We start from the raw sequence: 15,311 nt of genomic DNA, 5'->3' as shown, positions 1-15,311 counted from the left end.
ACCCTCTCTTCAGTGAGTCCGTTTTGATAGACAGCCCATCGGTACGTGCCTTGCGCGCAGCCCTGGACCTGCGCATGGCGTCGCCGGGCCAGGGCGACCAGGATCTGCAGGGGTGGCGCGTCCGCCTGCTGAATGGCTTGTGCGCCGTTTCCTTCTGGCTGGGCGTGCTGATCATCCTGCCCAGCATGTGGGGCGGCGCGCTCGCGGGCCACTGGCCGCTGGTGGCGACCGACGTGGTCGCGCTGACCGGCGTCGGCGTGCTGCATTATCGGCGCGAGCTGGCGTACCGCTGGCGGGCGCTCGGCCTGCTGGGCATCGCTTACCTGATCGCGCTGGTACTGCTGTGTTCCCTCGGGCCGGTGTCGCAGATTTACCTGCTGGCGGTGCCGGTGCTGTGCACGGTGCTGATCGGCAGCCGCGCCGCCACGCTGGCGCTGCTGTGGTGCAGCGTCACGCTGTTCCTGGCCGGCTACGTCGGCGGCATTGAGCCGGGCATGGCCGTGGTGCTGGCCGGCTCGCTGGCGCACTGGTCCATCCTGAGCGTCAATTTCCTGTTTGTCTCCGCCGTGCTGACGGTGTCCTGCACTTATCTGCTGCACGGGCTGGACGGCGCGCTGGCGCGTCAGCGCGCCACGCATGCGCGCAGCATGGAGAATGAACAGCGCTACCGCCAGACGCTGGAAGCGCAGATCGTCACGCTGCATGCGCGCGAGGCGGACTTGCGGGCGTCGCAGGAGCGCTATGCCGAGTCGCTGGCGGCGCAGCGCGCGGCGGAAGTGTCGAACCAGCTGAAGAGCGATTTCCTGGCCATGATCAGCCACGAGGTGCGCACGCCGCTGGGCGGCGTGATCGGCATGCTGCGCTCGTCGCTGAAGGATGCGGCGCTGGCGCCCAACACGCGCAACAAGCTGCGCCTCAGCCTGAGCAACGCCGAGGTGCTGCTGCAAATCATCAACGACATCCTCGACTTCTCCCGCCTGGAAGCGGGCAAGATGCCGCTGGAGGTACTGGATTTCGACCTGCCGGCCTTGGCGAACGACGTGGCCAATCTGCTGGGCGACCGCGCCGGCGCCAAGGGCATTTCGCTGGTGACGGTGGTCGATCCGGCGCTGCCGCTGTGGTGGCGCGGCGATCCGACGCGGCTGCGGCAGGTGGTGGTCAACCTGGTCGGCAACGGCATCAAGTTCACCGAGCATGGCGAGGTGCGCGTCACGGTGGCGGCGCAGGCGGAGCAGGGCATCGTCATCACCGTGCGCGACACCGGCATCGGCATCGAGGCCGAGGCGCTGGGCCGGCTGTTCCAGAAGTTCGAACAGGCCGATGCCGCGACCTCGCGCAAATACGGCGGCGCCGGCCTGGGCCTGGCCATCTGCAAGAATATCGTTGCCGCCATGGGCGGGCGTATCGAGGCCAGCAGCGAACCGGGCGTCGGCAGCATGTTCCGCGTGTACCTGCCGCTGGAACGCGGCGTGCCGGTGGCCCGGCGCGAAACGGCCGTGCGCCATCCGCATGCGGCGCGCCTGAGCGTGCTGTGCGCGGAAGACGGCAGCACCAACCAGATCATTCTGCGCGAGTTGCTGGGCATCATGGGCCACACCGTCACCATCGCCGAGGATGGCGTGCTGGCGCTGGAGGCCCTGGCCGCGCGCGATTACGACCTGGTGATCATGGACGGCCGCATGCCGCGCATGGACGGCATCGCCGCCGTGCAGCGCCTGCGCGCCGGGTTGGACGGCATACGCGATCCTTCCGTGCCGGTGATCGCGTTGACGGCCAATGCCACCACCGAGGAACGGCAGCGTTTCCTGGCGGCCGGCGCCAACGGTTTCCTGGCCAAGCCGATCGATGAACATGATCTGCACGCGGAGATCGGGCGCCAGCTGGAGTCCATCCTGGCGCAGGGCAGGCCGCTGATCAGCGAGCAACGTTCCGCGGTGGCGCCGACGCTGGCGGAACTGGATGTGATGTTCGACGTGGCCGAGCTGCAAGCGTCTGACGCGCAGCGGCCGCAACTGGAAGACAAGCTGCACCACGCCATGCGCGCCGCCTTCATGATCGAAGGGCCGCGCCTGCTGGCGGTGGCGACGCAGGGACTGGATAACGAGGACGCGATGATGATCGCCCTGGCCGCGCACAGCCTGATGGGTGGCGCCGCCTATCTCGGCGTCGATACGCTGCACGCGCGCTGCGCGCAAATCGAAAAGCTGGCGGATGCCGGCGAACTGGACGCCGTCAAGCCTCATCTTGAGGCGCTGCGGCAGGAGTTGGCGCAAGCCTTGGCGGAGATGGCCGGCGGCACGCCACAATTGTCGTAATCATAAAATTTGACTGCCGCTGGTAGTGTGCTATCTTTGCGGTCCCGCCATAATGATTGCGCAACCATGAAAATCAAGGGACTACGCTGGTGGATGATAGGGTTGATCATGCTGGGAGCCGTGATCAACTACCTGACCCGCAGCACGCTGGCGGTCGCCGCGCCGACGCTGCTGACGGAACTGGGCATCAGCACCAGGGAATACTCGTATATTACCGCCGCCTTCCAGGGCGCGATCATGCTGCAGCCGCTGTGCGGTTATGTGCTGGATGTGATCGGCCTGAAGTTCGGCTTCGCCCTGTTCGCGACGGCCTGGTCGTTCGTCTGCATGGCGCACGGCCTGGCCACCAACTGGCAGATGCTGGCGGTGCTGCGCGGCATGCTGGGGCTGGCGGAAGGCTCGGCCAATCCGGCCGGCATGAAGGCGGTGTCGGAATGGTTCCCGGCCAGGGAGCGCGGAATGGCGGGCGGCATCTTCAATATCGGCGCCTCGTTCGGCTCGATGCTGGCGCCGCCGCTGGTGGTGTGGGCGATCCTGCATTACAACTGGCAGTCCGCGTTCGTGATCACCGGCGCGCTGGGACTGGTCTGGGTGGCGGCCTGGCTGCTGCTGTACGACGCGCCGGCGCGCCATCGCCGCCTGTCGGCCGAGGAGGCGCAGCATATCGCGGCCGGGCAGGAGCAGCATCTGCAAGGCGAGGGCCGGCCCTCCATACTCAGCATACTCAAGATGCGCAATTTCTGGGGCATCGCGCTGCCGCGCTTCCTGGCCGATCCGGCGTGGGGCACGCTGTCGTTCTGGGTGCCGCTGTACCTGACCACGGTGCGGCATTTCGATCTGGCGCAGATTGCGATGTTTGCCTGGCTGCCGTTCCTGGCCGCCGACCTCGGCTGCCTGTTCGGGCCGATGGTGGTGCTGGCCTTGCAGAAGCGCGGCGTGCGGCTGATTAATGCGCGGCGCGGCGCATTCACCTTGGGCGCGTGCATGATGCTGGGCGTGGCGTTTGTCGGCTTCGTGGAGAGTCCTTACGCGGCGATCGCCTTGCTCAGCCTGGCCGGCTTTGCGCACCAGACCTTGTCGGTCACCGTCATCACCATGTCGTCCGATCTGTTCCGCCGCAACGAGGTGGCGACGGTGGCCGGCATGTGCGGCACGTTCGGCAATTTCGGGCTGCTGCTGTTCTCGCTGCTGATCGGCGGGCTGATGGCCAGCGTGGGCTATACGCCGTTCTTCGTCAGCCTGGCGGTGCTGGACCTGGTGGCGGCGCTGCTGTTGTGGACTTTGGTACGAGAGAAAACGTCATGATTCAGAATCCTGTCCTGCCGGGCTTTAATCCCGATCCGTCCATCGTGCGCGTGGGCGACGATTACTACATCGCCACCTCCACCTTCGAGTGGTATCCGGGCGTGCAGATTCACCATTCGCGCGACCTGGTGCACTGGCGCCTGCTGACGCGTCCGCTGACGCGCGCAAGCCAGTTGAACATGCTGGGTGCGCCGGATTCGTGCGGCGTGTGGGCGCCTTGTCTGACCTATGCGGATGGCTTGTTCTGGCTGATTTATACCGACGTCAAGCGCTATGGCCGCACCTCGACGGGCGGCGCGACCGGCAGTGCTTCCTTGCGCGATTTTCATAATTATCTGGTGACCAGTCCGAGTATCGAGGGGCCGTGGTCGGAGCCGGTGTATCTCAACAGCAGTGGCTTCGATCCGTCGCTGTTCCATGATGATGACGGCCGCAAGTATGTGCTGAACCAGCTGTGGGATCACCGGCCGGGCAGCAACCGGTTTAACGGCATTGTGATGCAGGAGTATGCGCAAGGTCGGCTGATCGGCAAGCGCGAGAATATCTTCAAGGGCACGGCCCATGGGCTGACGGAAGCGCCGCATCTGTACAAGCGCAACGGCTACTACTATCTGCTCACGGCCGAGGGCGGCACTGGCTGGAATCATGGTGTGACGATGGCGCGTTCGCGCAATCTGAGCGGGCCGTATGAATTGCATCCGGAGCAGACCATACTCAGTTCGCGGCATCGGCCGGATTTGGCGTTGCAGCGCGCGGGCCATGCGGATCTGGTGGAGACGCAGGATGGGCGGACGTATATGGTCTATCTGTGCGGGCGGCCGTTGCGCAATCGCGGCACGTGCACGCTGGGGCGCGAGACGGCGATACAGCCGATGGTGTGGGGCGAGGATGGCTGGCTGCGCACCGTGGACGGGTTGGGCACGCCGGAGCTGGCGGCTGCGACGCCGGGCTTGCCGGAGCATCGCTTTGCGGTGTTGCCGGTGCGGGAGGATTTCGATGTGCCCGAGTTGCCGGTTGCGTTTCAGTGGTTGCGGTCGCCGTGGCCGGAGGAGCTGTTCAGTCTGACTGCGCGGCCGGGGCATTTGCGCTTGTACGGGCGGGAGAGCATGGGCAGCCAGTTCCGGCAGGCGTTGGTGGCGCGTCGGCAGCAATCGCATTGCTACAGCGCGTCGACGGTGGTGGAGTTTGAGCCGGAGCATTATCAGCAGCAAGCGGGGCTGGTGTGTTATTACAACGCGTCCAAGTTCCACTATCTGTACATTTCGCATGACGAGGTGGTGGGCAGGCATTTGCGGGTGATGAGCAGTTTGCCGAATCATGTGCAGACCGATACTTTTACCGCGCCGATTGCGTTGCCGTCTGGCGTGCCGGTGCAGCTGCGCGTGGAGGTGGACGAGGAGCGGATGTTGTTTGCGTATCGGATCGGCGATGGCGACTGGCAGTGGCTGCCGCAGCAGTTCGACGCCAGCATCCTGTCGGACGAGGCCAATGCCCCCGGCATGCCCAACTTTACCGGTGCCTTTGTCGGCGTGGCATGCCAGGACATGGCGGGCACGGCGTTGCATGCGGACTTCGATGACTTCGAATACCGCGAACGGCCGTATTGCGTTAATCCGAAGTAGGCGGCTTGTTTTTCTCTTGTTGCGCCTGCATATTTTTGATGAGCACTGCGGTTTGCTCGGCCTGCTTTTTCACCTCCGCCTGTATGGCCGCCATTTCCTTGCCGGCGCTCAGGGCGGCCAACATATTGGAATAGAGCGTAGCGTTCAATGCAGAGATGCCAAGGACGGCGGCTAGCACACTGCTAATGCCGGTCACGACGATGGTGGTGCGCAGGCTGGCGATGTTGGCGCGCATTTCCGTGAGCATGGCCTCGATCCGGTCGAATCTTGCATCCGAGATCTTCTGTCGTTCATCCATCAGCTTGACGAAGCTGGAGAATGTTGCCTCCATGGATGATATGCGACCATCCATCCTCGCTTCGAGGACGGCTATTGGCGTTTCTTCGGCGTTGTTTGGCTGACTCATGCAAGATTAGACCGCAAGCAGAGAAACAAGTTCAATATTGTTGTGCCAGTTGGTGATTTTCGTAATTGCCGCGCGTGGCTGGTGGCAGCACAATGGTGCGCATAAAAATACGTGAGACATCCCATGAAAATCCGCCTTGCCGCAGCCCTGGCTGTGCTGTCATCGTCCGCCTTCGCGGCCGTGCCGAATGCGTTGAATGTGTACGCCAGCCGTCCGCTGGACTCCTGGCACATCCAGGTTTCCGACTTTGAAACCAACAAGACGCTGGAAGGCGACAAGGTCGAGATCTCGCGTCAGGTCAAGGTACCGGAAAGCGTGGTCACGGTCGCCAAATCCACCAAGGGCAAAAAGGACGATGCGCTGACGCTGGATTTCAACAAGGCCTGGTACGCCAGCCTGCGGGTGGAGGGCGGCAATCCGGTCGACCTGCGTCCGTATCTGGCCAAGGGCGTGCTGGCGCTGGACGCCAATGTGCAGGAACTGGCCAAAGGAGGCATTACCTTCAAGCTGCGCTGCGGCGCGGATTGCGAACGCGGCGTGCCGTACCTGGTGCCGGCGCGCGCCATGGCCGGCAAGGGCTGGCAGCACTTGGTGTTCTCGATGAGCTGCTTCTACCGCGAAGGCGACGACTTCAGCGCCGTCACCCAGCCGTTCGCGCTGGATGCCAGCGGCACCGGCAAGGTCTCGATCGCCAACGTCAAATACCAGGTCAGCGGCCAGCCCAACGTCAACTGCCCCGATTACAAAACCGCCTCCGTCACGCCGGACAAGCTGAACGAATCCTGGTCGGTCGACTGGTGGACCACGCGCCACGAAGACAAGCTGGCCGAAGCAAAACAGGTCGGCAAGAGCGCGCAGGTAGTTTTCATCGGCGATTCCATCACCCACAACTGGGAAAAGGATGGCCTGCCGGTGTGGAACCGCGTCTACAAGCCGCTGAACGCGCTGGACCTCGGCTTCGGCGGCGACCGTACCGAGAATGTCCTGTGGCGGCTGCTGCACGGCGAAGTGGACGGCCTGGCACCGCAAGTCGCGGTGCTGATGTTCGGCACCAACAACACCGGTTACCGCCAGGAAGACCCGAAGACCACCGCCATCGGCATCAAGCGCAATATCGACGAGCTGCAAAAGCGCCTGCCGGACACCAGGATCCTGCTGCTGGCCATCTTCCCGCGCGGAGAAAAGCCGGACGACAAGCTGCGTCTGATTAACGACAAGGTCAACGCCATCATCGCCGGCTTTGCCGACAACCAGAAGGTGTTCTTCCTCGACATCGGCAAGTCCTTCCTGCAACCGGACGGCACGCTGTCGCGCGACATCATGCCGGACCTGCTGCATCCCAACGAGCAGGGCTATGAGATCTGGGCCAAGGCCATGGCGCCGACGCTGAACAAGCTGTTGCCGCAAGCGGCGCAATACGCCTGGGATAACGTCTCCATCGGCGGCAGCGGCTTCGTCTCTGGTCTGGTCACCAGCAAGACCGAGCCAGGGCTGGTCTACGCCCGCACCGATGTCGGCGGCGCTTACCGCTGGGACGCAAAAAAAAACGCTGGATTCCGCTGATGGACTGGGTGTCCGATAAGGACACCGGCCTGCTCGGCATCGAATCGCTGGCGATCGACCCATCGTCGCCCAACAAGCTCTATATGACCGCCGGCATCGCCTACCTGAACGGCGGCGCCAGCGCGGTGCTCAAGTCCAGTGATTACGGACAGACTTTCCAGCGTATCGACGTCACCAGCCAGTTCAAGGTGCACGGCAACGGCATGGGGCGCGGCAACGGCGAGAAGCTGCAAGTCGATCCGCGCGACGGCAAAATCCTCTACGCCGGCACCCGCGCCAACGGCCTGTTCAAGAGCACCGACGAGGGCCTGAGCTGGCGCCGGCTGGATGGCCTGGACGTCACCACGACCACCAACAAGAACGGCATCAGCCTGGTGCTGCTGGACAGCGGCAAGCTGTTTGTCGGCGTCTCGCGCTTTGGCGAAAACATGTATATGTCGTCCGACGGCGGCAAGACCTTCAGCGCCATGACTGGTGGCCCGCAGAAGCTGATGCCGCACCGCGCCGTGGTCGCTGACGGCAAGCTGATGGTCACCTTCGCGCTGGGCGCCGGTCCGCATGCGGACAAGAAGATCGGCGAAGGACTGGAAGAGGGCGGCGTGTGGCAGTACGACATCGCCAGCGGCAAATGGACCGACATCTCGCCGCCGCTGAACGCCGCCTACGCCGGCATCACCGTCGATCAGCGCAATCCGCAGCGCATGGTGGTGTCCACCATCTCCCACTACGACATGCGCGGCGGCATCGGCGACCAGTTCTACGAAACGCTGGACGGCGGCAAAAGCTGGAAGAGCATCGTCGCCAACGGCGTGCAGATCGACGCCAACGGCGTCAGCTGGATCGCCGGCAGCTTCATTCACTGGACAGCCAGCATCGAGTTCGATCCGTTCGACAGCCAGCGGCTGATGGCTGTTTCCGGCAACGGCGTGTTCGTCTCCACCGACATTCACGCCGCCAGGCCGGTGTGGAAGTTCGAAGACATGGGCCTGGAAGAATCCGTGCCGCTGAACCTGGTCAGCATTCCCGGCGGCCCGGTTATCTCGGCGATTGGCGATTACGACGGCTTCCGCCACACCGACGTGACGCAGTACGCGCCGATCCACACGCCGACCATGGGCACCACCTGGGGGCTGGACTACGCCGCTGCCAAGCCGAACGTGGTGGTGCGCGCCGGCAGCGCCATGTACGTGTCGCACGACATGGGCGTCAGCTGGCGTAAAACCGCCGCCATGAACGGTAAGCAGGGCCAGGTGGCGCTGAGCGCGGACGGCAAGGTGATCGTGCACTGCCCGGAAAAAGCCACGACCTGCTACCGCTCCGCCGACGAGGGCGGCAGCTGGAGCGAGGTCAGGGGGCTGAGCACCGAGCGTGGCCGCGCGGTGGCCGATCCGCTCAATCCGCGCAAGTTTTACGCGCTGGCGGGCGAGCGCATGCTGGTCAGTACCGACGGCGGCGCCAGTTTCGCGCCGGCCGCCAGGCTGGCGTCGCCGCGCGGATCGAAGACTGTGCGCGCCGCGCCGGGCCGCGAAGGCGATGTCTGGGTGGCGCTGTACGACGGCGGCCTGGCCCGTTCCACCGATTCCGGCGCCAGTTTCACCGGTATCCCCGGCGTCGGCTATGCGGCGGCGGTCGGCTTCGGCAAGGCCGCGCCGGGCGCGAACTACCCGGCGGTTTATATCTGGGGCGAGGTCGGCGGCGTGCGCGGGGTGTACCGCTCCACCGATGGCGGGGCCACCTGGTTGCGCATTAACGACGATACCCACCAGTACGGCGGCCCCGGCGACGCCCAGTTTGTGGTCGGCGACATGAACACCTTTGGCCTGGTGTATATGAGCACGGCGGGACGCGGCATCGTGTTCGGCAAGCCGAAAACGTAATTTCTTTTAGGAATTTAGTCAATTTCGTTATGGATGATGCGAAATTTTTCATATCTCCGCCGTTCGGGTGGCCTGTAGTATTAAGAAGGCCACATACGTCCTGGAACGGGAAAGTCGATATGCAGATGAAGTCACACCGGATTGCGCTGCTGTTCAATGCAAACAAAATTTTTGACCGCGAAGTGATCGCGGGCATCGCCGCGTACCTGAGTTCGACACGGGCGACCTGGGATTTGTTCCTGGAAGAAGACTTCCGGCTGCGCCTGCCGGGCATCGAGCATTGGCAGGGCGACGGCATCATCGCCGACTTCGACGATCCGGCGGTGGCCGCCGCGCTGACGCGCAGCCGGGTGCCGGTGGTGGCGGTGGGCGGCTCCTATGAGAACCAGGCCGCCTATCCCGAGGACGTGCCTTACGTCGCCACCGACAACTTCAAGCTGATCAAGATGGCGCGCGATCACCTGATCGAGGCCGGCCTGCGCCACTTCGCCATGTTCTCGCTGCCGGAGGCGCAGGAAAACCGCTGGGCACAGGAGCGCGAACACGCTTTCCGCGCCCTGATGGACAAGGACAAGATGGAGCCGCATATCTATCGCGGCCTGGGCACCAGCGCGCCGTCGTGGGACGAGGCGGTGGAGCAGCAGATCCAGTGGCTGCATAGCCTGCCCAAGCCGGTCGGCATCATCGCCGTCACCGACGCGCGGGCGCGCCAGCTGATGCAGGCTTGTATCATGGCCGGCATCGCGGTGCCGGAGCAGGTGGCGCTGATCGGCATCGACAACGATCCGCTGGCGCGCATGCTGACCCGCATTCCGCTGAGTTCCGTGATCCAGGGCGCGCAGGAGATGGGCCGCACCGCCGCTCACCTGCTGGACCAGATGCTGCACGGCGTGCGCATGAGCGGCACGCGGGTGCTGGTGCCGCCGGTAGGCATCAACGTGCTGGCGTCGACGCAGCACGAGGCGCCCAAGCATCCGCACGTGATGCGCGCGCGGCACTTCATCCGCCAGTACGCCTGCCAGGGCATCAAGACGCACCAGGTGGCGGAGTACGTGGGCATTTCGCGCTCGTCGCTGGAGTCCTACTTTCGCCAGGAGCTCAATTGCAGCGTGCATGACGTGATCCTGCGCTTCAAGCTCGATGCCGCCACCTCGATGCTGGCGCGCGGCGAGCGCAGCATCGCCGAGGTGGCGCTGTGCTGCGGCTTTACGTCGGTGCAGTACATGCACGCGGTGTTCAAGCGCGAGCTGGGATGCACGCCGCGCACCTACCAGGACCGCGCCATGCAGGGCATCGTCGATGACGGATCGGCGCTGCCGCCGCCGGAGCTGGCGGCGTAATATCATTGCCGCGATTGGTGATTTTCGTAATTGCGGCTTATGTTTGGCCGGGTCAAAATCCTCCAGCTATTTTGGAGAACAGACCTTGGACAAACATTACAACACGCCGCGTGAGCAGGCCACCTATCCCAGCCTCGCCGGCAAGCGCGTGGTCGTCACCGGCGGCGGCAGCGGTATCGGCGCCGGCATCGTCGAAGCCTTCGCGCGCCAAGGGGCGCTGGTCACCTTTCTCGACATCGCCGAACAGGATTCGCGCGCCCTGGCGGCCAGCCTGGCCGCGCTGCCCACGCCGCCAGCCTTCGTGCCGTGCGACCTGACCGACCTGCAAAAAGTGTCGCAGATCTTCGAAACCATCGGCCCGGTCGACATCCTGGTCAACAACGCCGCCAACGATGACCGCCACGAAATCGCCAACGTCACGCCGGCGTACTGGGAAAACCGCATGGCGGTCAATCTGCGCCACCTGTACTTCTGCGCCCAGGCCGTGGTGCCGGGCATGCGTGCGGCGGGCGGCGGCGTGATCCTGAATTTCAGTTCCATCTCCTGGCACCTGGCCTTGCCGGAGCTGACCCTGTACATGACCGCCAAAGCCGGCATCGAGGGCATGACGCGTGGCATGGCGCGCGACCTGGGCCGCGACAACATCCGCGTCAACAGCGTGATTCCCGGCGGCGTGCGCACGCCGCGCCAGGAGGCGCTGTGGCACACGCCGGACGAGGAAGCGCGCATGCTGGCCGGCCAGTGCCTGCCGCGCCGCGTGGAAATCGCCGACGTGGCGGCGCTCACCTTGTTCCTCGCTTCCGACAGTGCGGCGCGTTGTTCGGGACGCGAATACTATGTGGACGCCGGGTGGTACGGCGCGTGATGTAACATAGCGGTGCAATGTTTAGTTGGGCATAGAACTCGGCAGCATAATTGGAGACTTAATTGATGAAGAAATTACTGAGCACGGCAGCAATCGCCGTCATGATGGCTTGCGCCGGCGGTAACGCCATGGCCGACGCCAAGAACCCAAAAATCGGCTTTTCCATCGACGACCTGCGGCTGGAGCGCTGGGCGCGCGACCGCGACTACTTCGTCGCCGCCGCCGAGCAGCAGGGCGCCAAGGTGTTCGTGCAGTCGGCCGACGCCAGCGAACAGCGCCAGATCGCCCAGATCGAGAACCTGATTTCGCGCGGCGTCGATGTGCTGGTGATCGTGCCGTACAACGCCACCGTGCTGACCAACGCGGTGCGCGAGGCGAAGAAAGCCAAGATCAAGGTCATCTCCTACGACCGCCTGATCCTCAACGCCGACATCGACGCTTACATCTCCTTCGATAACAATATGGTTGGCCAGCTGCAGGCGCAGGGCGTGCTGGCGGTGAAACCGAAGGGTAATTTCTACCTGCTGGGCGGCGCGCCGACCGACAGCAACGCCAAGATGCTGCGCGAAGGCCAGCTGAAGGTGCTGCAGCCGCTGATTGACAAGGGCGACGTCAAGGTGGTCGGCAAGCAGTGGGTGAAGGACTGGAGCCCGTCCGAGGCGATGTCCATCGTGGAAAACGCGCTGACCGCCAACGGCAACAAGATCGACGCCGTGGTGGCCTCCAACGACGCCACCGCCGGCGGTGCGATCCAGGCGCTGGCGTCGCAGAAGCTGGATGGCAAGGTGGCCGTGTCGGGCCAGGATTCCGATCTGGCGGCCGTCAAGCGCGTGATCGCGGGCACGCAGACGCTGACCGTGTACAAGCCGCTGAAGCTGATCGCGTCGGAAGCGGCCAAGCTGTCGGTGCAGCTGGTGCGCGGCGAGAAGCCGGCCTTCAACGCCAAGTACAACAACGGCTTCAAGGAAGTGGATTCGGTGTTCCTCAAGCCTGTCGCGCTGACGAAGGCGAACATCGATGTCGTGATCAAAGACGGCTTCTATACCCAGGCCCAGCTGGCGGCCAAGTAAGCGCTGCAACGGGGCCGTCCGGCCCCGTTTTTCACCTCTGCGAGAATCCCCATGTCCGGCTATTTGCTAGAAATGAAGGGCATCGTCAAAAAATTTGGCGGTGTTCCCGCGCTCGACGGCATCGACCTGAAAATCAGGCCGGGCGAGTGCATTGGTTTGTGCGGCGAAAACGGCGCCGGCAAATCGACCCTGATGAAAGTGCTGTCCGCCGTCTACCCGCACGGCACCTGGGACGGCGAGATCCTGCTGGACGGCCAGCCGCTCAAGGCGCAGTCGATCCGCGAGAGCGAAGCGGCCGGCGTGGTCATCATCCACCAGGAGCTGATGCTGGTGCCGGAACTGTCGGTGGCCGAAAATCTCTTCCTCGGCAACGAGATCACGCTGCCCGGCGGCCGCATGGATTATCCCGCCATGAACCAGCGCGCCGACGCCCTGCTGAAGGAGCTCAAGCTCGACGACGTCAACGTGGTGCTGCCGGTGTCGAACTACGGCGGCGGCCACCAGCAACTGATCGAGATCGCCAAGGCGCTCAACAAGAACGCGCGCCTGCTGATCCTGGACGAGCCGTCGTCGTCGCTGACGGCGGCCGAGATCCAGGTGCTGCTGGCGATTATCCGCGGCCTGAAGGCCAAGGGTGTGGCCTGCGTCTACATCTCGCACAAGCTCGATGAAGTGGAGGCGATCTGCGACACCATCGTGGTGATCCGCGACGGCAAGCACATCGCCACCACGCCGATGGAGCAGATGGACGTACAGCAGATCATCGCGCAGATGGTGGGCCGCGAGATGAACCAGCTGTATCCGCAGCTGGAACGCGGCATCGGCGAGGTGGTGTTCGAAGCGCGCAACGTCACCTGCTACGACACCGAAAAACCGGAACGCAAAAAAGTGAACAACGTCTCCTTCCAGCTGCGCAAGGGCGAAATCCTCGGCATCGCAGGGCTGGTGGGCGCCGGGCGTACGGAACTGGTGTCGGCGCTGTTCGGCGCCTATCCCGGCGACAGCGAAGCCGAGGTATGGCTGGAAGGCGAGAAGATCGACACCTCCACGCCGCTGAAGGCGATTCGCAACGGCCTGGCGCTGGTGCCGGAAGACCGCAAGCAGCACGGCATCGTGCGCGATCTGGACGTGGGGCAGAACATCACGCTGTCGGTGCTGGGCCGCTACGCGCGCTTAACCCGCATCGACCGCGAGGCCGAGCTGAAAACGGTGAACGAGGAAATCGCCCGCCTCGGCCTGAAGACCGCCAGCCCGTTCCTGCCGATTACCTCGCTCTCCGGCGGCAACCAGCAGAAGGCGGTGCTGTCCAAGATGCTGCTGACGCGGCCCAAGGTGCTGATCCTCGACGAGCCGACGCGCGGCGTGGACGTCGGCGCCAAGTTCGAAATCTACAAGCTGATGCTGGAACTGGCCAGCAAGGGCATGTCCATCATCATGGTGTCGTCGGAACTGGCCGAGGTGATGGGCGTGTCCGACCGTGTACTGGTGATGGGCGAAGGCGAGTTGCGCGGCGATTTCGTCAATCAGAATCTGACTCAGGAAATGCTGCTCTCGGCGGCGCTACATCAATGAACCCAACCAAAATCAAACAGCTGTTCACGCAATACAAAATCCTCGCGCTGCTGATCGCCATCGCCATCATCTGGGCCTTCTTCAGCTTCAAGACCGAGGGCGGCTTCATCTCGCCGCGCAACCTGTCCAACCTGATGCGCCAGATGGCGGTGACCGGCGTGGTGGCTTGCGGCATGGCCTTCGTCATCATCGCCGGCGAGATCGACCTGTCGGTCGGCTCGCTGCTCGGGCTATTGGGCGGCATTGCGGCAGTGCTGGACGTGACGCACCATATGCCGCTGCCGGCGACCATCGCGGTGGTGCTGGCATGCGGCCTGGCCCTGGGCCTGTTCAACGGCTTCCTGACGGCGTATGCGGGCATCCCGTCGTTTATCGTCGGCCTGGGCGGCATGCTGGCGTATCGCGGCATTGTGCTCGGCGTGACGGACGGCGCGACGGTGGCGCCGGTGTCGGATGCCATGGTGCAGATCGGGCAGGGTTATCTGCCGCCGCAGATCGGCGTGGCGCTGGGCGTGGCGCTGTTCGTGCTGGCCGCTGTGCTGATCTGGCGCCAGCGCGTCAACCTGGCGCGCCACAAGCTGCCGGTGCCGGCGATGTGGCGCCATGGCCTGCGCCTGGCCGCCATCGGCGCCGTGCTGTTCGCGTTCGTCACCACGCTCAATGAATACGAAGGCATTCCGCTGCCGGTGCTGCTGTTGCTGGTGCTGCTGGGGATCTTCAGCTACGTCGCGACACAGACGGTGTTCGGACGGCGCATCTACTCGGTCGGTTCCAACATGGAGGCCACGCGCCTGTCCGGCATCAACGTGCAGGCGGTGAAGCTGTGGATCTTCGGGATCATGGGCCTGATGTGCGCCCTGGCCGGCCTGCTCAACACCGCGCGCCTGGCCGCCGGTTCGCCGTCGGCCGGCACCTCCGGCGAGCTGGATGCGATCGCCGCCTGCTTCATCGGCGGCACCTCGATGCGCGGCGGCTCCGGCACCGTGTACGGCGCCTTGATCGGCGCGCTGGTGATGGCGTCGCTCGACAACGGCATGTCGATGCTGGATGTCGACACCTACTGGCAGATGATCGTCAAGGGCGCGATTCTGACGCTGGCAGTGTGGGTGGATGTGGCGACGCGCTCCGGCCGCCGCTGATTAAGCGTTTTACTTACGAGGCCCGCAGCGGCGGGCCTCGCATCTGTATGATCGGCGCTACGATTGCTTATTATCATTCGCCGGATTGGTGAATTTCGCAATTGCTACTCAATTGTGTAACTTGCACAATGGCTCAAATTCGCGCGCACTGGCACCCCGCCAGCCGGCAGCAGCGATAAAAAATATAGACGAGCGAGACAAAGATCAATGACGACAAAACGATTGCGCTGTTCAGCG

At 64.1% G+C, this 15,311-nt stretch carries 11 protein-coding genes; 10 read left to right on the top strand and 1 reads right to left on the bottom strand.

Annotated features, from left to right (window positions below):
- Positions 1 to 50 precede the first annotated feature (50 nt).
- The 3 genes from GJ698_RS16285 to GJ698_RS16275 all read left to right on the top strand — a co-directional run bounded on the left by GJ698_RS16285 (position 51) and on the right by GJ698_RS16275 (position 5,242).
- Entirely contained in the window at positions 51 to 2,315 is a 2,265-nt protein-coding gene (locus GJ698_RS16285; protein WP_154358845.1) for an ATP-binding protein, read from the top strand.
- Between the two features lie 66 nt (positions 2,316 to 2,381).
- A complete protein-coding gene (locus tag GJ698_RS16280; protein ID WP_154358843.1) occupies positions 2,382 to 3,620 on the top strand; it encodes an MFS transporter in 1,239 nt (412 codons plus the stop codon).
- The gene (locus GJ698_RS16275) at positions 3,617 to 5,242 is read left to right on the top strand and encodes a glycoside hydrolase family 43 protein (protein ID WP_154358841.1); all 1,626 of its coding nucleotides are present in this window, start codon (positions 3,617 to 3,619) and stop codon (positions 5,240 to 5,242) included. The genes GJ698_RS16280 and GJ698_RS16275 overlap by 4 nt, the downstream gene beginning before the upstream one ends.
- Here the strand turns inward: GJ698_RS16275 and GJ698_RS16270 are convergent.
- Complete coding sequence (locus tag GJ698_RS16270; protein ID WP_154358839.1) at positions 5,229 to 5,648, bottom strand: hypothetical protein; 420 nt, start codon at positions 5,646 to 5,648, stop codon at positions 5,229 to 5,231. The genes GJ698_RS16275 and GJ698_RS16270 overlap by 14 nt on opposite strands.
- Before the next feature lie 123 nt (positions 5,649 to 5,771).
- Here GJ698_RS16270 and GJ698_RS30980 point away from each other — a divergent pair, with 123 nt between their 5' ends.
- The 7 genes from GJ698_RS30980 to GJ698_RS16240 all read left to right on the top strand — a co-directional run bounded on the left by GJ698_RS30980 (position 5,772) and on the right by GJ698_RS16240 (position 15,074).
- Entirely contained in the window at positions 5,772 to 7,211 is a 1,440-nt protein-coding gene (locus tag GJ698_RS30980) for a GDSL-type esterase/lipase family protein (protein ID WP_229260023.1), read from the top strand.
- Positions 7,211 to 9,088 carry an exo-alpha-sialidase gene (locus GJ698_RS30975; RefSeq protein WP_229260022.1) on the top strand — a complete coding sequence of 626 codons (1,878 nt, stop codon included), beginning with the start codon at positions 7,211 to 7,213 and terminating at the stop codon, positions 9,086 to 9,088. Before GJ698_RS30980 ends, GJ698_RS30975 begins: the two co-directional genes overlap by 1 nt.
- 125 nt (positions 9,089 to 9,213) lie before the next feature.
- Positions 9,214 to 10,428: a XylR family transcriptional regulator gene (locus GJ698_RS16260; protein ID WP_154358966.1), complete on the top strand. Its 1,215-nt coding sequence runs from the start codon at positions 9,214 to 9,216 to the stop codon at positions 10,426 to 10,428.
- Positions 10,429 to 10,513: 85 nt separating this feature from the next.
- Positions 10,514 to 11,293, top strand: a complete 780-nt coding sequence (gene xylB / locus GJ698_RS16255; protein WP_229260021.1) for a D-xylose 1-dehydrogenase — start codon at positions 10,514 to 10,516, stop codon at positions 11,291 to 11,293.
- Positions 11,294 to 11,358: 65 nt separating this feature from the next.
- Positions 11,359 to 12,363, top strand: coding sequence for a D-xylose ABC transporter substrate-binding protein (gene xylF / locus GJ698_RS16250; RefSeq protein ID WP_154358835.1), 1,005 nt, complete (start codon positions 11,359 to 11,361; stop codon positions 12,361 to 12,363).
- 51 nt (positions 12,364 to 12,414) lie between these two features.
- Positions 12,415 to 13,935 carry a D-xylose ABC transporter ATP-binding protein gene (gene xylG, locus GJ698_RS16245; protein WP_154358833.1) on the top strand — a complete coding sequence of 507 codons (1,521 nt, stop codon included), beginning with the start codon at positions 12,415 to 12,417 and terminating at the stop codon, positions 13,933 to 13,935.
- Positions 13,932 to 15,074, top strand: coding sequence for a sugar ABC transporter permease (locus GJ698_RS16240; protein WP_154358831.1), 1,143 nt, complete (start codon positions 13,932 to 13,934; stop codon positions 15,072 to 15,074). The genes xylG and GJ698_RS16240 overlap by 4 nt, the downstream gene beginning before the upstream one ends.
- Positions 15,075 to 15,311: the final 237 nt, after the last annotated feature.

Origin of the sequence: Duganella aquatilis (assembly GCF_009674565.1) — a bacterium.
Lineage (GTDB): Bacteria > Pseudomonadota > Gammaproteobacteria > Burkholderiales > Burkholderiaceae_D > Rugamonas > Rugamonas aquatilis.
Note: the sequence above shows the minus strand (reverse complement) of the source record. Positions and strands in the feature narration are given on the sequence as shown.

Bases quoted from the DNA above. Each gene is read 5' to 3' on its own strand.
- GJ698_RS16280 (WP_154358843.1), top strand. From the start codon at position 2,382: ATGAAAATCAAGGGACTACGCTGGTGGATGATAGGGTTGATCATGCTG.
- GJ698_RS16275 (WP_154358841.1), top strand. From the start codon at position 3,617: ATGATTCAGAATCCTGTCCTGCCGGGCTTTAATCCCGATCCGTCCATC.
- GJ698_RS16270 (WP_154358839.1), bottom strand. From the start codon at position 5,648: ATGAGTCAGCCAAACAACGCCGAAGAAACGCCAATAGCCGTCCTCGAA.
- GJ698_RS30980 (WP_229260023.1), top strand. From the start codon at position 5,772: ATGAAAATCCGCCTTGCCGCAGCCCTGGCTGTGCTGTCATCGTCCGCC.
- GJ698_RS30975 (WP_229260022.1), top strand. From the start codon at position 7,211: ATGGACTGGGTGTCCGATAAGGACACCGGCCTGCTCGGCATCGAATCG.
- GJ698_RS16260 (WP_154358966.1), top strand. From the start codon at position 9,214: ATGAAGTCACACCGGATTGCGCTGCTGTTCAATGCAAACAAAATTTTT.
- xylF (WP_154358835.1), top strand. From the start codon at position 11,359: ATGAAGAAATTACTGAGCACGGCAGCAATCGCCGTCATGATGGCTTGC.
- xylG (WP_154358833.1), top strand. From the start codon at position 12,415: ATGTCCGGCTATTTGCTAGAAATGAAGGGCATCGTCAAAAAATTTGGC.
- GJ698_RS16240 (WP_154358831.1), top strand. From the start codon at position 13,932: ATGAACCCAACCAAAATCAAACAGCTGTTCACGCAATACAAAATCCTC.